Origin of the sequence: Embleya sp. NPDC127516 (genome assembly GCF_044765325.1) — a bacterium.
GTDB lineage: Bacteria > Actinomycetota > Actinomycetes > Streptomycetales > Streptomycetaceae > Embleya.
Genome location: NZ_JBIWJT010000012.1, coordinates 58,315 through 77,659, shown reverse-complemented (window position 1 = coordinate 77,659; position 19,345 = coordinate 58,315). Strand labels below are relative to the sequence as shown.

The following is a 19,345-nucleotide window of genomic DNA, read 5'->3' as shown; positions in this document are numbered from 1 at the left end:
ACCTCCTGTAAGCTTCCGCACGGAGGATTCGCCTAGTGGCCTAGGGCGCACGCTTGGAAAGCGTGTTGGGTTCACACCCTCACGAGTTCGAATCTCGTATCCTCCGCCAGCCTGAACAGGCAAAACGAACGCCCCGATCGCCATGCGGTCGGGGCGTTCGTCGTCGTCCGTCTCAGTTTCCGTCTCACTTGGGGTCTTCGGCGCCTTCCGGTGCACCCCAGAGCGCGGCGCCGACCTGCCCGGCGACCTTCCTCAGCATCGGGTCGGTGACGTGCATGTACCGCGCCCGCATGCGGGCCGAACCACCCGGCTCCCACCCCATGATCGAGTCCACGATCCGATCGGGGATGCCGAGCAGGAGAAGCACGGTGCCTGCGGTGTGCCGAGCGTCGTGAAGGCGTCCTTCCCGGACCTTGGCGGCCACGAGAAGCGCCTTCCAGTGGTGGTAGTCGGTGTTGGGCACGATCGGTTCGCCGGTCGGTTTGGCGAACACGTAGCCCTTGTCCTGCCAGGTGTCACCGGCCGCCTTGCGCTCCCGGTCCTGCTCCTCCTTGTGGCGCCGCAACAGCTCGATCAGCTCGTCAGGCAGGCCGATCGTGCGTCGTCCGGCCCGCGACTTGGTGCCCTTTGTCTCTCGGCGAGTCTGCTTGCGGTCGGGGCAGTAGCCCGGCTTCCGGCCGCACTTGTCGCCGCAGCCGTGCTCGTACTTCGGCCGCAGCCGGTTCGAGCGGGTTCGGATATACCCGGCTTCGAGGTCTACGTCCGTCCATTGAAGGCCGAGCGCTTCCCCCTGCCGAAGTCCGAGCGCGAGCGCGACGACCCATCGGGTGCTGTTGCGGCTCTCGGCGGCCGTGAGGAGGATCCGTTGGACTTCGTCCACGGTGTACGGTTCGATCTCCTCGTCTTCGAGCCGCGGCGCCTTGGCGACTTCCGCCGGGTTCTTGACGAGGTGGCCACGGCGGACCGCTTCGCCGAGCGCGGTCCGGATCGTGCGGTGCGCTTGGTGGGCGGTCGCGGGCTTGCTCCCCCGGTCCTGCATCTTCCGGTAGAAGCGCTCCAAGTGCTCCGGCTCCAGCCGTTCGAGTCGGTGGGCGCCGAGTCCGGGGATGAGGTGGACCCGGACGGCGACTTCGTAGCCGTCGTAGCTGTTCTCACTCACGTACGGCTTGGCGATGTTCTCAACCCAGTGGTTCAGCCAGGCTTTGACGGTCCACGGCTTGCCGGGCTTGCGCACCGTTCCGGCGTCGCGCTGTTTCTCCAGGGCGCGCACCGCAGTGACGACTTCCGGGTGCGTCTTCCGTTCCACGTGACGCCGGTCGGGCCTGCCGTCGTCCTTGACTCCGACCGTCACTCGGCCATGCCATTTGCCGTCGCTGCCCTGGTAGATCGTTGATGCGCCGTTGGGCTGTCGGGTGCGCTTCTTGGGCTGTTCTGCCACGCGGCTTCTCCTCACGCTGCGGTTGCGGAACGGTGGGCCTGCCGGAGTCGGTGGACGTACTCGGCGATGGCCTCGACGGGGATCCGGCGGAGACGGCCCACGGGCACGGTCTCGATGGCGCCGGATCCGATGAGGGCGTACATGGTCGTTCGGCCGATGCGAAGACGGCGGGCGCCCTCCTCGACCGTGAGGAGCAAGACGGTCGGGTCGGGTACCGGAATGACCTCGGGGTCGGTCACGTCGACTCCTAGCGGGTGCGTTGGGATGACGAAGTCGTCGCAGTGCTGCGGCGCCCCTCCTTCCAGGTCCGCTACATCCGCTACATCCGCTACAGCGCAGGTCAGAGGGCCTTTGTGCGTAGCGGATCGGCCCGCTTGTAGCGGATGGATCCGCTACAAGCGGGGTGTGGTGTAGCGGATGTAGCGGATGCGTTGCGGCGGATCGAGGGTTATCCGCTACAGGTTTGTGCTGGTCAGGGGGTGTTTTCGCCGGGTGTAGCGGATGTAGCGGATGTGGGAGAGGGGGGAGGGCAATACCGGGTCCACGCGTCGGCAAGGTCGGCGGCGCTGTAGCCCTTGACGACGACTCCTGCTGCGGTGCGGATGTTGCGCGCGACGATGGGCCTGTTGTCGGCGGTGACGTATTCGCGCAGCCACTTGGCGAGTGCGCGTGCGTCGAGAGGCTTGCCGCCCATGTCTCCCCACGGTGCGTCCTCTCGGGCGATCAGCCCGGCCAGTAGGGCACCGGTGGGAACGCGCTCGGCACCGTTGAAGACGTCCCGCAGGTCGGTCAGGAGCCGGATGCCGACCGATCCCTTGTCGTTGCGCTTGGCGTCCTCGACCAGCTCGACACACGCGGCGCGGGCCCGCGCGGGCCAATCGCCCCCGGCCGCGTCGGCAATGGCGAGCAGCGGTTCCCACACGTCCGCCGGGCGATCGGTGACGCCCTCGGGAAGTTCGGGCCACGCTCCTGAGATCTGCTCGCGAACAGTGTCGGCCCACGCGGCGAGCCGCTCTCGCAGAGCATTGCCCTCGGCAGTGTGCAGGCGTTGACGGAACGCTTCGACGCGTTCGTTGGGTGCGCGGCGGCGCATGCGGATGATGACGGAGCGGGTCAGGATCGTGTCGGGCAGAGAGCCGAGCCCGGCCACGGCCACACCGCAGTACGAGGGGAACTCCACGACGGTCTGATTGCCGCCGTCGCCCACGCACCGGTACGTCACCCCGCTGCGTCGGTGGCCCGCGTTCATCCAGCCGCGAAGCTCCTCGTTGTCGCCCGCCTTGGGCCCGAAAATCGTGTCGATCTCGTCGAACAACACGGTGGGCGGTCGCTCTCCGGCGGACACGGCGCGGAACAGCGCCGCCGGGGACGCGTTCACCGCCACCATCGGCTCGGGAACCAGCGTTTCCACGATTTCCAGCGCGCGACTCTTGCCACTGCCGGGCTCGGGGGACAGGAACGCGAGCCGGGGCGTGGACTCGAACGCGTCGAGCAGGTGCGCGTGCGCGTCCCACAGCGCGACGGCAACGTACGCGCCCGGGGTGGGGAAGGCGTTGAACCTGCGGTGGAACCGTTCCACGTCGTTGAGCAGTTCGGCGCCGTCGATCGTGGGCGGTGTGTCGGTCATGCGGTCGTTCTCCTGTCGCTCGTGAGACGTTGCCACGCGGCCGGGGCGGTCGGCGGGTTCGGTGGCTCGTCGGCCGCCCCGGAGTGGTGTCAGACCTTCAGGTCGGCGATCTCCTTGGCGCGGTTGGGGAACAGCACGCGGCGGGACACGGTGCCGAGCACGATGCGCTTGTCGGTGCGGTGGGCGGACGTGAGCAGGTTGCGTCCGGTGGTCAGGGCGTGGGTGTCGGTCGGTTCGCTGAAGAAGCGGCTGCCGCGCTTGTTGCCCGCGGCGTCCTTGAACTCGATGTGGAACTCGGCCATGGCGGAGCGACCCTCCTCGGGTGGCTGGTGTGCAGGTGAGGTGGTTCAGGTGCTTGCGTGCAGTCCGTTGCGGACGGCGCGGCGTGCGTAGGGCTCGGGCACGCCGACCGCGACGGCGGCCGTGACGATGTCTTCGGCGAGGGCGTCGAGCCCGCACGGGCCGGGACATGCGCGATGCTGCTTGGCGAGGAAGCGTGCGACGCTGTACGCGCTGGATCCGGCGCCGGTCTCGGTGTGGCTGCGGACGATGGCGAGTCCGCGTTTGATGCCGGTTTGGACGTAGCCCTCGGTGTGGCGGCATCCGGTGGCGACCGCGCGCGTCCATGTGTTCTGCGGTCGGGAGGAAGAGTCCACCCCTCCACCGGGGCGGGTGGTCTCTTGCCTTTCCCGGTCGAGCAGCGCGTGGACGGCCGAGGGCAGCGGAACCGTGCGCCCGGTGCCGGGTCCGAGCCAACGGGCGTAGGCCATGCGGGATTTGATGTCGACGCCGGGGCGGACGTGGTTCGCGGAGCGGGTGGCTCCCCGGTAGATCCAGTGCTCGCCGCGCGTGGTCGCCACCACCCGCGTGGGCGGCAGGGTCGCGCGGGCCCACTCGATCGCGTCGCGGTCGTCCAGGTCCACGACGGTGAGCCCAGCTCCGGCCGGGTGGTAGGCGACCGCGACGGCCTGTCGCCAGGCCCACGCCCAGGGCGGGGAGGTGATGACGGTCGGGTCGGTGGTCGCGGCGGCCCAGGCGTGGCACGGGCGCGGGCAGTGGCAGGGTCCGGCGGCGAGCATGTTGGGTCGGCCGCCGCAGGCCGAGCCCGCGCAGGCCGGGCAGTTCCCGAAGGGGACCTTCCCGGCCCGCAGCGGCAGCACCGGGAGTCCGGCGTGGGCCAGTTCGAGCGCGGTGCGCATTCGCTCGCTCACGAGACGCCCCACTTGCGCGCGGCGCGTTCGATCCGCTCCGTCAAGGCCGTGCCGGGCGGGAACGGGCCGAAGTCGCTGTGGATGATGGCGAGAGCCTTGTCCGTGTCGTCGGGCCGCACGAACATCAGGTCGCGATCCGTGAACTCGTGTACGCGGGCTTCTGCGATCAGACGGTTGATCTCGTCGTTGAGGTCTTCGTTGTCGGTCGCGAGCGGGTTCACGCGGCGATCACCTCTCGGGTGTGGGCGGCGAGGAATCGTGTGGCGATCCAGTGGGTGTAGGCGGGTGGGATGGCCTCGGAGACCTCGCGGATGGCGCGGGGGATGTCGCCGGTGGCCTTGAGCCACGGCGTGCGCATGGCGTCGCAGGCCGCGTGCTGCCACGCCCGGGAGTGGCGTCCGCCGTGGATGGACATGAACGGGCGTTCCGGGGTGGGCAGGTAGCCGTTGCGCACGCACCGGGCGACGTGCGCCGGGTGTTCGGGCGCGCGGAGTGCCCAGTCGGGGCCGGTCTCGAACGCGCGGTGGCGGTAGAGCCGCAGTCCGAACATGGCCCCGCACAGGATCGTCGGGTCGAGCAGCGGGGCCTGGGGGACGTTCTCGATCACCCACGGACGTCCCACCGCGGTGAGCGCGTCGCGGGTGGGGGCGATCAGGTCCGGATAGGTGGTGATGTGGTTGTACGCGTTCAGCGTCGTGTGCTTCTGGCACGGCGGCGAGGCGTGCACGAAGTCGAAGCGGTGGCCGTGTTCGAGGACGTACTCGATCGCGTCCGCCCGCACGAACACGTCGCCGCGGTAACGCGGTTGCGGGGCGATGTCCACGCCGGTGACGTGGCAGCCCGCGAGCTGGTAGCCGCGGGCGGCGCCCCCGCCGCAGCAGTACAGGTCGAGCACACGGATGATCCGCCCGTGATTGTTTGTCATGCTGGTGGTCCCTTCCGGGTCCTGAAGGAGCGGGTTGGGCCCGGGACGACCGTCTTTCCGCCAAGTCCGGCGGTCGTCCCGGGGTGGGGTCACCAGTCGCCGGAGGTGCAGACGATCGAGCACCCCGAGGCGCGGCAGTCGTGCCTGCGCGTGCGCATGTCGGCGGCGATCCGGGCGTCGCGCTGCTTGTTGCTCTCGCGCCAGACCACCGGCTTCGCCCCGGCGATCAGTTCGTCGCAGCGGGGGCAGCCCGCCGTCTTGCGGCCGAAGGTGGGGCCGCGTCCGCCGTTGCAGGTGTGCTTGGTCGTCTTCTCGTCTGCCATGGCAGCCTTGCCTTTCTGGTCACTGTGTGTAGTGGTGTGTGGGTGTGGATGTGCGCACGCGTGCTGGCGTGCGCACGGGCGAAAGTGCTGGTCAACGCGCGCGCGTGCGCGCGAGGGCAACAGTTGTGCGCACGGCTTCCGCACGCGTGCGCACACCCCGCCGCACGGCTACGCGGCGTAGTCCTCGAACGCGTCGTCGCGGGGGATGATCAGCCAGGATCCGAGCTGTCCGCCGGGGTTCTCGGCGACCTCCCGGCCGCTGTCGGCGAGTTCGGCCAGGCGCCGGGAAACCCAGCTTCGGTGGCGCCCGACGCGGGCCTGCGGGAAGTCCTTGGGTGCGCACACCGCCTCGCCCCTGGCCCGCAACTCGTCCAGGATGGTCGCCATCTCGGCGAGGGCGTCCTCGGTGGAGCGACCGCTTGCGAACTCCGGCTCGGACACCTGCATCACCCGGGAGGGTTCCTCAAGTTCCGCGTCGGGGTTTGCCGCCGCGTCGAGGTCGCTCTCGTGATCGACCACGTACGGCCGCTCCTCGGCGCCCGGGGCGCCGTCGAACGCGTCTGCGGCATCGAGCGGTTCGGCGTCCATGCCGTCTGCCTCCGGGAGGTTCGCGGGTGCCTGCGGCTGCTCGGCGAGTGCGGTCCGCAGCGGGCCCGGCTCGCGCGGTTCCTCGCCCGCCGCGCGCTTGGCGGCCGATGCCTTGTAGGCCGCGTATCGGGGTCCGGCGACGGCGGCCGTCGCCTTGTCCACACCCTGGGGACGCACCGGCGCGTACATCGTCACCAGGCGCCGCAGGTCTTCCGGCTCGGGCAGTCGGAAAACCCGGCCCGGGACGGCCCAGCGTTCCACGGGCACGCCGGGGGCTTGGAGGTAGAGGCATCCGGGTTGGGTGTTGGCCCACACCTCGGGGGAGGCCCCGGCGTCCTTGGCGCGGTCGTCCATCATGAACGACGCGTCCTCGTCGTTCTTCGCGCCGAAGATGAACGCGGTGCCGAACTGGGAGCGGACCTCGGTGGAGATGCCCGCGTACGACGCGCGCTGCAACGACACCGACAGGACCACACCCGCCGACCGCGCCTGCTTGGCGGCTGTGACGAGGTTGGGGTGGTCGGCGACCGCGGAGTCGCTGGACTCCTCGAAGTGCGCGAGCAGGAGTGGAATCTTGTGCTTGGTCCAGCACTCGGGGACCCATTGCTTGTACCCGAGACGCCCGAGCAGGTCGGCGCGGGTCTTGACCACCGGTACCAGCACGTCGAGCATCGCGCCGACTCCGGTCGTGGTGGTCTCGCACCAGTCCAGGCCGTGGCGGATGTCGCCGAGCGTCTGACGGCCCTTGGACGGGTCGCCCACCCACACCACGACATCGGAACGCGTCATGACCTCGGTCAGCACGATGACCATGGACTCGGACTTGCCCGCGCCGGTCATGCCGGTCTCGGCCATGTGCGACAGCGGGCGCGGTTCGTCGCGGTCGTCGCTGCCGGGCAGCCACACCTGCATGGGGCGGCCGTCCTGGTAGACGCCGAACCGGATCGGCCGCGCGATCGACTGCCCCGGCAATTGCGGCCCCGGGTACGGAATCGCCTTGCGGAGCTGATCGACCGGGGTCACCGACAACGACACCTTCGAATGGTCGTCGCGGTCCGGCGTGACCCGGATCGCCGCCGGGCTCGTGCGCAGCGCACCCGCCAACACCGGGATGCGATCCTGCACGTCCTTCGGCGTCAGCTCCCCGGGAGGGAGTTGAAGGTCCGCGCGGACCTCCCCGCCGACCACCTCACCCTTGACCACCTGCGTCCGGGCGAGCCCCACCATCTCGAACAATCCGTCGCTCACGCTCTCGGCGCCGCTGTTGCGCAGGGCGTGGCGAAGATTCCACCACAGCGCCAGCGTCCCACCGCCGAGTGCCTGGAGCAGGGCCACGTTCGGCGACGTCGGCCCGGCCACGGTCGCGGCCGTCAGGTAGGCACTGGCCGCGCCGGTGGATACCGTGGCCATCGCCCGAAGTCGCGGGGAGCGCTTCGACGCCTCCGACCACGCCGCGACCGTGATCCCCGCACCGGCCGCGCCGATCAGCGCGGTCGCGGCCGGGTTCGTACCGATGGTGTCGTGCGCCAGCGCCGCCGGGATGGTCAGGCCCGCCGCGACCATCCACGGCGGCAGCAGGGGTGCCGCGCGGCTGGTCAGGTGCTTGGCGGCCTGGTCGAGCGGGGCGGTGGCCACCGCCGTCGCCCGCGAACGCCTGGATTTCCTTGCCACGATGCGTCTCCTCACGCCTCGAACTTGAACGTGGGCTTGACGGGCTTGGACTTGACCCCGGCGGCCTGCAACTCGGCCGCGTAGTTCTTCTGGAAGCTCGCGTATGCCTTGGCCATCGACCCGGCCGCGTACTTCAGCGCCTCGGCCGCGATGATCAGGTGCTTGGACGTGTCCTTCGCCCGCTTGCGCCCGGCACGCCCGGCGAGGCGGGCGTCCACCGGGTTGATCTGCGACAGGACCGCGTACAACTCCTCGGCGGCCATGGCCAGTTCGAGCGACCCGTCACGGCAGAACAGCCGCCCGCCGTTGCAGTAGTCGCGAATGCTCTTGTTCGTCATGAACTCCGGGTCGCCCAGGACGTCCTGGGCCGTGCTCCTCCTGCGCCGCTGCTGGGCCATCTGGCCCCTCCCTCGTATGCGGTGTGAATGGGTTCGAGCAGGGCTGACCCCGCTTCCCTCGCGTCCGGCCGCAGCGTGCGGGCCGGGCGTGAGGGGAACCGGTCAGGATTCAGAACAGGGCTTCCGTCGCGGACTCGGCCGCGCGGGCACTCCCCGCGGCTGCCTTCGCCGCGCTTCTCGCCGGGCCGTGGCAGCGCTCGCACCACGTCGTCAACCCGGCCGGGTCCAGGGCGACCGCGACCGCCAGCGACACCGACAGGTCACGCGGTCCCACGATCAGGCCGTCATGTCGGGTGCATCGGCCGCCGGTGTCCTTGTGGCGCCGTCCGCACTCGCCGCGGCACCCGCAGGTGCCGCCCTCCCGGGCCGTCACCGCCGACCACACGGGGCCGCCGACGATCGGGGGCCGGGTCACCGCGCACCCTCCACCAGACTCAACCGCCCGGCGGGAGGCTCCTCACGAAACTCCTGATAGCGGGTGGAGACCCAACCGACCGACCAGCCGCACAACTCGGCAGCGGAGCGCACCGGGTGGCCTTCCTCGAACGCGGCCCGCACGATCAACCGGGCGCGGTCCTCGGGCAACTTGCCCTCGGCCGGATCGGCGGACAACAACTCCAGCCGCTCCCGCCGCTCCCGCTCGGCGGCCTGCCGTTCACGGTGCTCAAGCTCGGCGCGCCGCTGTTCATCCTCGCGTTCACGCCGCTCACGCTCGGCCGCCTCAGTCCGTTCCCGGGCCCGCTCCGCGTCGCGTTCCTCACGACGCGCGCGCTCGGCGATCTCGGCGCGTTCACGCTCCACAGCTGCGTCGTGCTCACGCTGTTCACGAGCCATCCGAGCCTGATGCTCACGCTCCTCACGGCGGGCCCGCTCGGCCGTCTCACGACGCTCGACCTCGACCCGCTCCCGCCGCTCGAACTCGGCGCGTTCACGCTCGTTCAGCGCGACCTGCGCCGCCGTGATCGCGCGCCGGTAGGCGAGTCCCGTCTCGGCGGTGACGATCAGCAGCAGCGGCGCGACCGCGTGAACCGCAGCCCCCACCATGTCCTTGCGCAACGCACTCTCGGCGACGTTCAGGGCGAGGGTCATCGCGCCCGTCATCCACCGGAGCACGATCGGCCACGCCCCGCCACCCTCGCCGAGCCGGGCCAAGGTGGCGTCCAGGCGCACCACGATCACCACGGCGGCATCGACCACCAACGGCAGGATCGGCGCGGTCCACGCCCACTCGGGCGGAGTGTGCGCGGCGGCCAACGGGGTGACCGTCAGCACCGAATACAGCATCGCCCCGGCGACGATCGCCCACGTCCCCACGCTCAACGCCTGCTCCGCCGAACGCACCTGAGCGGTGTTCATCGACCGCCCCCGCCCGCCCGACGGACCCGGATCGCGGCGAGCAGCAGCACCCGCGACGTGTCGTCGCCGGGCACCTCGGCGTCCTCGGACCACTCCCACTCGGCCCCGTCCGTGAACACGAAACCGAGCGCGTTCACCACTCGTGAACGCTGCGCGACGGTCGGCACCACCGCGCCCCGGGGGAAACGGTGCTCCGGCCACAAGGACACCCGCCCCGGCATCGCCACGATCACCCGCCAACGTCCGTCGCGGAACGACATCAACGCCTTGCACGTCATGCCGCCCGCACCTCCTCGAACCCGTCGAACGTCTCCCAGGCCTGCGCGGCGGCCGAGTCGAGCAGCAACGCGGCGCACACCGCAGTGCCCGAATCCACCGCCCACAACGACGCGAACATGTCCTCGACGTGCCGGGCCAGTTCGCGATCGGTCGCCCACAGGTCGGCGAGGATGTCCCGCGCCGCGTCCAACCGCGCCGCGCGCTCCTGCTCGCTCTCCCCGGGCTCCCCGTCGAACAAAGCCCAGTCGATACCGAGCGCCAACTCGGCGAACTCGGCGATCGTGGCCGCGTGGCGACCAGCGACAATGCTTCTCACGGTCGTACTCCCTCTACTGGAGAAACGACCCACGGAGCGGCCACCACCCCGCCAAGGACAGGTGGTCGCTCCGGCACACAACGGTGTGCCCCGTCTCAAGAGACGAGTGGCCGTGACCCCCAGCGCACGCGTGATGCCGCGCGCCGAGGACCAAAATCACTCGTTTCGATCTCGTTCGTCACACTGTTGAGTTCTCAAGGACCAAGCTGTCCCGGCGCTTACGGGCGTACGGCCGAAGCCGCCTTCCCTGGCAGGTCGCGCAGAACTGACGTAGCGCAGTCATGCGGAATGGCGGTCTAAGCCCTCGAAGAAGCTAGACGCCAAACGTTTGACGTGTTGTCAGCCTGCACGGCATCGAGGCCGACTGTCAAGAGATGACAGACGTTTGGCGTTTGATAGCATCGGTGAGCGCTCATCCGGGGGCGCCACGACATGGGAGTGATGCCATGGCTTCACCGAAGTTGGGCTTCCGCGAGATCGCCGCAGCCATCCGAGAAGACATCGTGAACGGCCGGTACCCGACGGGATCGCTGCTGCCACCGGAGCCTGAGTTGGCCGAGCGGTACGGCGCGTCCCGCAGCCTGGTCAACCGGGCGATGACCCTTCTGTCGGCCGAGGGAGCGGTTCGCCCGCAGCAGGGACGCGGCACTGTCGTGACTTGGCTTCCGCCGATGGTGCACTCGGCCGCGCGCTACTCACGAGAGGCACGCGAACGGAACGGTGCGCGAGGCGCGTTCGACGGCGAGGTAAAGGCCCTTGGGCTGGAACCCCGGCATGAAATCAGCGTGGAACGCGCTCAGCCGCCAGTGGAGATTGCGGAAGCACTCGGATTGGCAACCGGGGAGGTGAACTGCTTGGTCAGGCGACGCAGGCTCTTCGCCGGTGAGATTCCCGTTCGCATGAATGCGTCCTGGTTCCCTCTGGACATCGCCGAAAACACCGTTCTGACGGAGCCCGCGCCGGTTATTCGCGGGGGCGTCAAGAGCGCCTTGGCTGAGCTTGGATATCCCCAGACTGTGGCGCGGGAACGCATCACCCCCAGCCGACTGCCGACCGAGGAAGAAGCCCACCTTCTCAAGATCAGTCCAGAACGCACCGTCACCGAAATCTTTCATGTCGGGGAAACCGCCGAGGGCCGCGTGGTCGAAGTTACCACCACACTCGCGCCCGCTCAGTACCTGGTTATCGAGCATGTTTTCCCGCTCGCCTGAGAAGCAGGAGACCCATGATCAGCGAAGCAGCCAAAGAGAAGTCGTCCCACCTCGCTGGACGGCTGCCCGCCTACATCTACGATCTGGATGCTCTGGCATCGCATGCCGCGTCCATACGGGAAGCTCTCTCAGCCTCTGGTCTGGAGATCTTCTATGCCGCCAAAGCGAATCCCGAAGCCGCCATTCTGCGCACTCTGGATCCGTATGTGGATGGTATCGAAGTGGCATCCGGCGGAGAGCTGGAACACGTGCGGAAGATTCTTCCTACTGCCCGAATCGCCTTCGGTGGGCCGGGGAAGACGAGCCATGAACTGACTCGCGCTCTGGAACTGAACGTCGAGCGAATTCACGTGGAAAGTCCGCATGAAATGGCGAATCTGGCAGCGCTGTCCCGGGATATCGGGAAGGAAGTCGATGTACTTCTACGCCTGAACCTCGCTGGGCAGCGCGATGGTGCTGCGTTGTCGATGAGCGGTCCGTTCGGCATGGATCCCGATCTCATCGAAGCCTGTCGTGACATCTTGGGGACGTCCCCGTGGGTACGACTGCGCGGCATCCACGCGCATCTCGCTTCAGGTCTAAACGCCCCGGACATGCTGCGCCAAGCGTCCGAGATTCTTGAGTGGGCCCGCCCTTGGCTCGCCAAGGCCGGTGTAGTGCGGCCAGAGATCAACCTCGGTGGCGGGATGGCTGTCGACTACGAAGATCCAGCTGCCCAATACGACTGGGCTGCATACGGCCGAGGAGTCTCAGAGTTCAGCACTCCCGGAGAAATCCTCCGGATCGAACCGGGCCGATCCGTGAGCGTCTACTCCGGCTGGTATGTCACTGACGTAATCGACGTGAAGCGCGGACACGGGGAGTGGTACGCGATCTTGCGCGGCGGAACCATGCACATCCGCACACCAGTCACGCGACAACACAATCAACCGTTCACCGTGCTGGAAACCGAAACGCAAGCCGACAATCGCCCTGAAGTACGCAATGAGCTGGTCACGTTGGTTGGCCAGCTGTGCACGCCGAAGGACGTATTCGCGAGCCGGGTACCGGTCGAACGGATCCGCGTAGGCGACATCGTGGCTTTCTCGATGGCCGGTGCCTACGCCTGGAATATCTCGCATCACGACTTCCTGATGCATCCCAAGCCCGAATTCCACTACCTGAAGGCCCAGGACGGAAAGGACAGTCAACCGACGCCCAACGAAGCGAGATGAGCCAAGCCCAGGGCACGCCATGAGCAGACTCCCCTGACGGACTGGCCACCGGTTCCGTCTCAGTTTCCGTCTCATTCACCGGCGTTCGGCTCAGTTCACCGGTGTCCCGCAGACCGCCGCGCGGGCGCCTCACAGGCAGGCCCGGACGGTGCTGAACCGTCGTGAACGACAGGCCACAGCAGGCAAACAGACTTGGAAAGCGTGTTGGGTTCACCCCCTCACGAGTTCGAATCTCGTATCCTCCGCCAGCCTGAACAGGCAAAACGTCAGCCCGGACCATTCCGATGGTCCGGGCTGACGTCGTTGTGGTTGCAGTTCTGGTTGCAGTTGGGCCGAAGAGTCCCCAGGTCAGAAGCAATCTCGCAGGCAATCGTCCATCACCGTTCGGCGCGGTTCAGAGCGACTCGACATGGTCCGGTCGATCACGCCAACCGCTCCACGACTAACGGCTACCGCATCGCGCACGTCGCTCGTCGTTACTTCGGAAGGACCGTCCCAGGTTGGCGGCCCGAATCCGATCGCCTCGTAGCGATATGTGGTTGCGACCCCGGTGTGCGACGGAGGAGCCTCGTCAGGCATGAACGCGACGAACTCTGCCAGGGGCGCCCAAAATACCTACTCCGTCGGTGGGGCCGCTCGTGATGTGCGGATCTCCGCGCTGGGCCACCTGAGCAAGGCCAGCCGCGAGGATTCCCAGCTCTATTCCTTTCTCATGGCGCTCACCGTCCACACGCCGGTCGATGCGCCCTTCACGGTCAGTCCCGGCAGCGATCCACCCGACCGACGACTCACCGGCGCATCGGGGCGCGCTTGGGGCATCGAACTCGCCGAACTGACCCTCCCCCGCGTGCGGATCGATCTCGCCCGAATCCGCGCCTTCGGGCGGCGCCTGGAGACACTCCTCACCGACAACCTCTCCCGCTATCCCCACCTTGTGGGCAACACGGTCATGCTGACCCTCATCGGCGAGGCGAGCCTCCCTCGCGACGACCGAACCCTGCTCACCGACATCGCAGACGCGCTCACCGCCGACCGGGGCTGCTGGCTCGACGGCGTCGACATGAGCAACGGCTTCCCGAACAGCCTCGGCCATGCCGGCTACTACCCACTAATCGGCGCCTTGGCCACGCGGGTCGAGCGCGGTGGGCAACCGGGAAGCGTCCAGGTGATCGCGACCGCCTCGCGGGCGATCTACCCCCATGAAGCGGTCGAAGCACTTCGCGACCTCGTACGTGACAAGGACCGCCCCGAGAACGAGATTCTGCTCGTAACCTGCGGAGCTCCCGACGAACTTGGCCACATCTGCGGCTTCGACCGCGTGCTGCTGGGGATGCTCGAAGACGCCGCGCGGTCCGGCACGCTCCTGGACCAGGACCCGAGGCATCTCAAGGCCATCGCCCTGCACTACTGGGGCCTGCCAACCCTCATCGGCATCAAGATCACGAACGCGTACACCGCGCCCTGGGACGGTTGATGCTGGACACCGCCCCCACCAACCGCCGTTCGCGCCCTCCGAGAGCGGGTGGGGCGCACCAGGACACGCCCCGGATCCGTGTGTCCGTGCCGAGGGGCGTCCCCTGCGCCCGCTGGTCTGGGGGCTCGGCCCGTTCGAGGTCGAACCCCCAGACCAGACAGTCACGTCACGGCCGGTTTTACCCCTCGGACTCCGGGGTTTCGCTGGTACCGGTCTTCCACAAAAGGTTGTTGACCCTCTCTGCCGTGTCGCGCAGCAGCGGGTCGGTGACGTGTTGATAGCGCTTGGCCATCGTGGTCGAGGACCAGCCCATGATGGCCATGACGATGCGCTCGGGGACGCCGAGCAGCAGGAGGACGGTCGCGGCGGTGTGGCGGGCGTCGTGGAGGCGGGCGTCGCGGACGCCAGCCTCTTGGAGGAGTTCCTTCCAGTGGTGGTAGTCGGTGTTCGGGTTGAGGATCGCGCCGGTGGCCGAGGTGAACACGTAGCCGGTCTCGGTCCAGAGCTGTCGGGCCTGGGCGCGCTCGGCGTCCTGGAGTTCGCGGTGGCGGCGGAGGATCTTGGTCAGCTCGTCGGGCAGGCCGATGGTGCGGCGGCCCGCTCGGGACTTGGTGTCCTTGGTCTCGCGGCGGATCTGCTCGCGGGAGGGGCAGTAGCCGGCCTTGCGACCGCAGGTGTCGCCGCAGCCGTGCGCGTACTTGGGACGCAGTCGGCCGCGCCGAACGCACATGAAGCCCGAGTCGAGGTCGACGTCCGACCACTTCAGGCCGAGGACCTCGCCCTGTCGTAGGCCGAGGGCGAGGGCGACGACCCAGCGGGCCTGGTTCCGCCGTTGCACGGCGGCGAGGAGGATCCGCTGGACCTCCTCGACCGAGTAGGGCTCGACCTCTTCCTCGTCCAAGCGCGGGGCCTTGGCGATCTTGGCGACGTTGACCGTGAGGTGCCCGCGACGGACCGCCTCGCCGAGGGCGACGCTCAGGGTGCGGTGCGCGTGGTGGGCGGTGGCGGGCTTGCTGCCGCCAGCCTGCATCTTGGCGTAGAAGCGCTCCAGGTGCTCGGGCTCCAGCTTGGTCAGGCGGTGCGCGCCGAGGCCAGGAGTGAGATGCACGCGGACATCGACCTCGTAACCGGCGAGGGAGTTCTCGGTGACGGCGAGCGGGGCGATGTTGTCGATCCAGTGCCGGAGCCACGCCGTGAGCGTCCACGCCTGGCCGGCCTTCCGGACGGTACCCGCGTCGCGGGCGCGCTCCAGCGCGCGGACCTTCTTGGTGGTCTCGGTGCGCGTCTTGGCAGAGACGTGGCGGCGGTCGGGTCGGCCGTTGTCCTTGACGCCGACGGTGACATAGCCGTGCCAACGGCCGTCGTTGCCCTGGAAGATGGACGAAGCCCCGTTGGGCTGCCGGGTGTTGTCGGGCATTCGATCGCCCCCGTTCAGGCCGCGAGCGGCAGGTCGGCGACGAGCAGGCCGGCGACGTAGGCGCCCAGGGCTTCGGCCGGGACGCGGCGCAGGCGGCCGATGGTGACCGAGGGGATGTCGCCGGAAGCGATCAGGGCGTACATCGTCGTGCGGCCGATGCCGAGACGGCGGGCGGCTTCCTCGACGGTGAGGGCGACGAGGGTGGGGTCGCCGGTCGGGTCGGCGGACACGGCGGTGTTCGGGCGGATCTGGGACAAGGCAGGTCCTTACTCGGCGGCGCCTTGGGCAAAGGGCCGCCGGGTCGTTCCGTTCAGGGATGGGCGGTTCATGGTGATGGCCGCTGCCTCGGTGTTCGTAGCACCGGGGCGGCGGGGTTTCGGGTGGGCGGTTACTCGCCCGGTGGGTCGGTGGGGCCGTCCTCCTCGTCCGCGTTCGGTGGATGGCCGAAGTGGACGAGGGGTGGGCCGGAGAAGGGGCCCGGGGTGACCAGTTCCTCCGCGATGACCTGGCTCACGGCTTCGCCGACCTCGTCCTCGATCTCGGGGTGGGCGTCGATGTAGGTCTCAAGGGCCTGTTGGGCGGCGGCGAGCTGGTCGTTGGCCGCGCGGATGGCGCGGTAGGACGTGCGGACGTCGTCGATCAGCCGGACGGCCCGCTCGTGCATCGCGAGTTGCGGCGGTCCGAGGAGGTTGTCGAGGTCGATGCCGAAGACCTGGGCGAAGCCGATGGCCTCGTCGAGGTTGATCCGCCGCCGGGGCTCGGCGCTCTCGATCCGCCAGATCGCGGACTGGTTGATGGGAAAGCCCGCGTCCGACATGCGCTCGGCCAGCGTCGCTGTGCTCCACTTGCGCGCCTCGCGCTCCAGGCGCACCCGCTCGGCGACGTTGTCCTCGCTCCACATCGACTGCGGGCCGCCCGGCGGGCCGGGCACCGATCCGCTCATCCGATCCTCCTTGCAATGCGACCAAGCCCTGTTGCATCGACCGCCGTTGGAGAGTAGCCTGATGCAGAATAGAATGCAAACGATCCTCCAGGGATTAACGGAGGATCGGCCCGGGTAGCACCGGGGCACGCAAAAGGCTCCCGGCGCTACGAACGCCGGGAGCCCCACAACACACCTCGCGACCGCCCATCCCTGAACGCTCGACCACAGCGAAACCGGGTTGCCCCCCGGACCGCCGAGTGAGGAAATGCCTTGACCAAGCGTACGACGACAGCCCTCCGGGGCGCATCCGCCACGCGCCGTCCCACCCGGACGGAGGCGCGATAGCCGTGGCGCGTATCCGCACGATCAAGCCGGAGCTGTTCAGCTCCGAGAGTCTGGCCTCGGTCAGCGTGACCGCCGAGCGCACCTTCGTCGGCCTCTTCACCCAGGCGGACGACCACGGACGCCACCGGGACCACGCGGCGATCATCGCCGGGGTGCTGTGGCCGCTGCGTCCCGAGCACACGCCGCTCGACGTCGAGAACGACCTCCAGCAGCTCGCCGAGGCCGGACTCCTCTGCCGCTACACGACCGCGGACGGCAAGCGGTACCTGCACATCGTGACCTGGCACCAGCACCAGAAGATCAACCGGCCGAGCGCTTCCCGGCTGCCCGCCTGCCCGGATCACGACGCCTCGCGCAAGACGGCCGGAAGAGCCTTCGGGGACGACTCGCCGAGCCCTCACGGAGGGCTCAGTGAGGGCTCGGTAAAGGTGCACCGCACCCTCACGGATAACTCCGTGAATCGCGAATCCGCAGGTCGGACGGCATTCCGTGAGGGTTCAGTGAACCCTCACGAAGATGTCGGTGAGGGCTCAACGCCCGGATCTAGGATCTTGGATCCTGGACCTAGGATCTTCCCTCCGGGGGGCGCGGGCGCCCACGCGCCCGACATCACTCCCGCGCTCGTCGCCGAGTACGTGAACGCCTGCCGCACCCGGCCGCCGGAGAGCGTCCTGAGCCGGATCGGCCGGGAGACCAAGATCCTCCTGAACGAGGGCATGTCCACCGAGCACATCCGGGCCGGCCTGGAGCGGCTGCGGGCCAAGGGCCTCAGCCCGAGCGCGCTGCCGGGGCTGGTCAACGAGGTCATGAACGCCGACCGACCCGGCGCCCCGGCGACGTACCGGCCGTGGACCAATCCCGAGGACCCCGAGGCGGCCTACGGCGGTGACCTGTGACCACCGGCCTCCGCCGACCCGCCGACCCGCAACGGGTGAGCACCGGTTCCGAGCAGCGCGTCCTGCGCATCCTCGCCCAACGCGGCCTCAACCCCGCACGCCCGCTCGACACCGACGACGAGAGCGACCGCATCGCCGACGCCCTGGCCATGGCGGAACAGCGCATCCCACCGCGCTACCGCTCCGCCGTCGCCGACCACCCCGGCATCACCGGGTGGATGCGGCAGATCGTCAACGAGGCCCGCCACGGACCGGGCGGGACGTTCGGCATCGCCACCGGACCCTCGCTGCTGATCGCCGGGACGACCGGCACCGGCAAGACCCACCAGGCGTACGGAGCCGTCCGCGGCCTCCTCCAGGCCGGGGTACGGCTGCGCTGGAACAAGATCACCACCGCCGCGCTGTACGCCGCCATGAGACCCCGTCAGGGCCACGACGCGGAAGGCGAGATGCGCGAACTGAGCCGCTGCCCACTGCTCATCCTCGACGACCTCGGTGCCGCCAAGACCTCGGAGTGGACCGAGGAACTGACCTACCGCCTCGTCGACCACCGCTACGAGCACATGCTGCCGACCCTGTTGACCACCAACCTGCCGATCCCCCGCATCCGCGACGTCCTCGGTGACCGGGTCGCCTCCCGCCTCGCCGAGATGACCGACCGCGTCATCCTCACCGGACCCGACCGACGACGCGAACCGACGGACTGACCCACCGTCGGGGGCTGCCCCGGCGCCCGGAACGTCACGGCACGGAGACGCCCGCAGACGCCGTCCCTCGGTATCGAGGCGGACGAGTGCAACGCCGCCGCGCCCGGGCCTTGCCCAAACCCTTGCCCACCCCATCGACACTCGGCAGGAGGCGACTCTGCCCACCACCTTCCACGCCCCCGGTTCCGCACGAGCAACACCCTGGGACCGCGCGGCGATCGCCCTGCTCGGCCTCTCCGGGTTCGCCCTCTCGTACGACGCGCTGCGGCAGATGGCCGTGGCCGTTCACGTGCGCGGCGCGCTGAGTTTCCTGTTCCCGCTGCTGATCGACGGGTTCATCGCCTACGGCATCCGCGCCCTCCTGGTCCTGCGGACCGCGCCGCCGGCCGCCCGGGTGTACGTGTGGCTGCTGTTCGGATCGGCGACCGGCGCGAGCATCTGGGCCAACGCCCTGCACGCGGTCCGCATCAACCAGCAGACCCACCCGGGCAACGACCCCGGGCTGCGGTTGGGCAACACCACCGTCGGCGTCCTGTCGACGCTCGCGCCGCTCGCCCTCGCCGGGGCGGTCCACCTGTACATCCTCATCGCCCGCCAACCGGCCACCGCCGCGACCGACCGGCGGATCGCGCCCGGACACCCGCCCCGGACCGGCGACCCGGTGACCGACCGACTGCCCACAGCGACGGTCACCGGGGATATCGAGCAGCCCGAACTCGCCCTCACCGGACCGGAGGCGACCGTGTTCTCCGCCGAGCCGGACCCCGTCACGGCCGAGGACGACCTTCTGCCGGCCGCCCGCCGGGCCGTCGCGGACGGCGGCCGGATCACCCGGGCGATCGTGGCCAACGCCCTGCGCGACCAGGGCCACCGTGTCTCCAACGAGCGCCTCACCGACCTGATGCGGACCCTGCGCGACGAGGCCGACGCCGCCTCGAAGACACCCGCCCGCACCTGATCGCCCGTCACCGCCCCACACCCGCCCGGACGTTCCGGGCGGGTGACCTCTTCCCCAGTCAGGAGC

General features: G+C 69.2%; 22 protein-coding genes, 1 tRNA gene and 1 pseudogene. 7 read left to right on the top strand and 17 right to left on the bottom strand.

All coding sequences use genetic code 11. From position 1 onward, the window contains the following. The first annotated feature begins 21 nt into the window (after nucleotides 1-21). Nucleotides 22-109 (top strand) — tRNA-Ser (locus ACIRL2_RS23805). Nucleotides 110-184: 75 nt separating this feature from the next. On the opposite strand, the gene ACIRL2_RS23800 is transcribed toward ACIRL2_RS23805, so the two are convergent. From ACIRL2_RS23800 to ACIRL2_RS23735, 14 genes and pseudogenes are all read right to left on the bottom strand, one after another. Then, the gene (locus tag ACIRL2_RS23800) at nucleotides 185-1,438 is read right to left on the bottom strand and encodes a tyrosine-type recombinase/integrase (RefSeq protein WP_402234408.1); all 1,254 of its coding nucleotides are present in this window, start codon (nucleotides 1,436-1,438) and stop codon (nucleotides 185-187) included. An 11-nt stretch (nucleotides 1,439-1,449) separates the two neighbouring features. Continuing rightward, nucleotides 1,450-1,677: a helix-turn-helix domain-containing protein gene (locus ACIRL2_RS23795; RefSeq protein WP_402234406.1), complete on the bottom strand. Its 228-nt coding sequence runs from the start codon at nucleotides 1,675-1,677 to the stop codon at nucleotides 1,450-1,452. Between the two features lie 233 nt (nucleotides 1,678-1,910). After that, complete coding sequence (locus ACIRL2_RS23790) at nucleotides 1,911-3,065, bottom strand: DUF3631 domain-containing protein (protein WP_402234405.1); 1,155 nt, start codon at nucleotides 3,063-3,065, stop codon at nucleotides 1,911-1,913. A gap of 89 nt (nucleotides 3,066-3,154) precedes the next feature. Beyond that, nucleotides 3,155-3,367, bottom strand: a complete 213-nt coding sequence (locus ACIRL2_RS23785) for a hypothetical protein (protein WP_402234404.1) — start codon at nucleotides 3,365-3,367, stop codon at nucleotides 3,155-3,157. A 45-nt stretch (nucleotides 3,368-3,412) separates the two neighbouring features. Continuing rightward, entirely contained in the window at nucleotides 3,413-4,264 is an 852-nt protein-coding gene (locus ACIRL2_RS23780; RefSeq protein WP_402234612.1) for a bifunctional DNA primase/polymerase, read from the bottom strand. 8 nt (nucleotides 4,265-4,272) lie between these two features. Then, entirely contained in the window at nucleotides 4,273-4,497 is a 225-nt protein-coding gene (locus ACIRL2_RS23775; RefSeq protein WP_402234403.1) for a hypothetical protein, read from the bottom strand. Next, complete coding sequence (locus tag ACIRL2_RS23770) at nucleotides 4,494-5,201, bottom strand: class I SAM-dependent methyltransferase (protein ID WP_402234402.1); 708 nt, start codon at nucleotides 5,199-5,201, stop codon at nucleotides 4,494-4,496. Before ACIRL2_RS23770 ends, ACIRL2_RS23775 begins: the two co-directional genes overlap by 4 nt. An 89-nt stretch (nucleotides 5,202-5,290) precedes the next feature. After that, nucleotides 5,291-5,524: a hypothetical protein gene (locus ACIRL2_RS23765; RefSeq protein WP_402234400.1), complete on the bottom strand. Its 234-nt coding sequence runs from the start codon at nucleotides 5,522-5,524 to the stop codon at nucleotides 5,291-5,293. Between the two features lie 168 nt (nucleotides 5,525-5,692). After that, a complete protein-coding gene (locus ACIRL2_RS23760; RefSeq protein ID WP_402234398.1) occupies nucleotides 5,693-7,783 on the bottom strand; it encodes a hypothetical protein in 2,091 nt (696 codons plus the stop codon). 11 nt (nucleotides 7,784-7,794) lie between these two features. After that, nucleotides 7,795-8,211: pseudogene (gene traA / locus ACIRL2_RS23755) on the bottom strand (plasmid transfer protein TraA); the annotation flags it as partial. A gap of 79 nt (nucleotides 8,212-8,290) precedes the next feature. After that, nucleotides 8,291-8,596, bottom strand: coding sequence for a hypothetical protein (locus ACIRL2_RS23750; RefSeq protein WP_402234396.1), 306 nt, complete (start codon nucleotides 8,594-8,596; stop codon nucleotides 8,291-8,293). Continuing rightward, nucleotides 8,593-9,537 carry a DUF2637 domain-containing protein gene (locus ACIRL2_RS23745; RefSeq protein WP_402234394.1) on the bottom strand — a complete coding sequence of 315 codons (945 nt, stop codon included), beginning with the start codon at nucleotides 9,535-9,537 and terminating at the stop codon, nucleotides 8,593-8,595. The genes ACIRL2_RS23750 and ACIRL2_RS23745 overlap by 4 nt, the downstream gene beginning before the upstream one ends. Continuing rightward, nucleotides 9,534-9,815 (bottom strand): DUF6303 family protein, encoded by a 282-nt coding sequence (locus ACIRL2_RS23740; protein WP_402234392.1) that lies wholly within the window; start codon nucleotides 9,813-9,815, stop codon nucleotides 9,534-9,536. Before ACIRL2_RS23740 ends, ACIRL2_RS23745 begins: the two co-directional genes overlap by 4 nt. Beyond that, complete coding sequence (locus tag ACIRL2_RS23735; RefSeq protein ID WP_402234391.1) at nucleotides 9,812-10,132, bottom strand: hypothetical protein; 321 nt, start codon at nucleotides 10,130-10,132, stop codon at nucleotides 9,812-9,814. The genes ACIRL2_RS23740 and ACIRL2_RS23735 overlap by 4 nt, the downstream gene beginning before the upstream one ends. Before the next feature lie 446 nt (nucleotides 10,133-10,578). Here ACIRL2_RS23735 and ACIRL2_RS23730 point away from each other — a divergent pair, with 446 nt between their 5' ends. The 3 genes from ACIRL2_RS23730 (at nucleotide 10,579) to ACIRL2_RS23720 (ending at nucleotide 14,031) form a co-directional block, all read left to right on the top strand. Next, entirely contained in the window at nucleotides 10,579-11,343 is a 765-nt protein-coding gene (locus ACIRL2_RS23730; protein ID WP_402234389.1) for a GntR family transcriptional regulator, read from the top strand. A 14-nt stretch (nucleotides 11,344-11,357) separates the two neighbouring features. Further along, nucleotides 11,358-12,557: a type III PLP-dependent enzyme gene (locus ACIRL2_RS23725; RefSeq protein WP_402234387.1), complete on the top strand. Its 1,200-nt coding sequence runs from the start codon at nucleotides 11,358-11,360 to the stop codon at nucleotides 12,555-12,557. A 577-nt stretch (nucleotides 12,558-13,134) separates the two neighbouring features. Further along, nucleotides 13,135-14,031, top strand: a complete 897-nt coding sequence (locus ACIRL2_RS23720) for a hypothetical protein (protein ID WP_402234385.1) — start codon at nucleotides 13,135-13,137, stop codon at nucleotides 14,029-14,031. A gap of 178 nt (nucleotides 14,032-14,209) precedes the next feature. Here ACIRL2_RS23720 and ACIRL2_RS23715 read toward each other — a convergent pair whose 3' ends face one another. From ACIRL2_RS23715 to ACIRL2_RS23705, 3 genes are all read right to left on the bottom strand, one after another. Further along, on the bottom strand, nucleotides 14,210-15,448 hold the full coding sequence (locus tag ACIRL2_RS23715; protein ID WP_402234384.1) for a tyrosine-type recombinase/integrase: 1,239 nt from the start codon (nucleotides 15,446-15,448) through the stop codon (nucleotides 14,210-14,212). Nucleotides 15,449-15,462: 14 nt separating this feature from the next. Continuing rightward, a complete protein-coding gene (locus ACIRL2_RS23710) occupies nucleotides 15,463-15,705 on the bottom strand; it encodes a helix-turn-helix domain-containing protein (protein ID WP_402234382.1) in 243 nt (80 codons plus the stop codon). Between the two features lie 131 nt (nucleotides 15,706-15,836). Beyond that, nucleotides 15,837-16,391, bottom strand: a complete 555-nt coding sequence (locus tag ACIRL2_RS23705; RefSeq protein WP_402234380.1) for a helix-turn-helix domain-containing protein — start codon at nucleotides 16,389-16,391, stop codon at nucleotides 15,837-15,839. Nucleotides 16,392-16,720: 329 nt separating this feature from the next. Between ACIRL2_RS23705 and ACIRL2_RS23700 the strand changes: the two genes are divergently transcribed. The 3 genes from ACIRL2_RS23700 to ACIRL2_RS23690 all read left to right on the top strand — a co-directional run bounded on the left by ACIRL2_RS23700 (nucleotide 16,721) and on the right by ACIRL2_RS23690 (nucleotide 19,279). Beyond that, the gene (locus ACIRL2_RS23700; protein WP_402234378.1) at nucleotides 16,721-17,614 is read left to right on the top strand and encodes a hypothetical protein; all 894 of its coding nucleotides are present in this window, start codon (nucleotides 16,721-16,723) and stop codon (nucleotides 17,612-17,614) included. Further along, the gene (locus ACIRL2_RS23695; RefSeq protein ID WP_402234377.1) at nucleotides 17,611-18,321 is read left to right on the top strand and encodes an ATP-binding protein; all 711 of its coding nucleotides are present in this window, start codon (nucleotides 17,611-17,613) and stop codon (nucleotides 18,319-18,321) included. The genes ACIRL2_RS23700 and ACIRL2_RS23695 overlap by 4 nt, the downstream gene beginning before the upstream one ends. 157 nt (nucleotides 18,322-18,478) lie before the next feature. After that, nucleotides 18,479-19,279, top strand: coding sequence for a DUF2637 domain-containing protein (locus ACIRL2_RS23690; RefSeq protein ID WP_402234611.1), 801 nt, complete (start codon nucleotides 18,479-18,481; stop codon nucleotides 19,277-19,279). The last annotated feature ends 66 nt before the right edge of the window (nucleotides 19,280-19,345 follow it).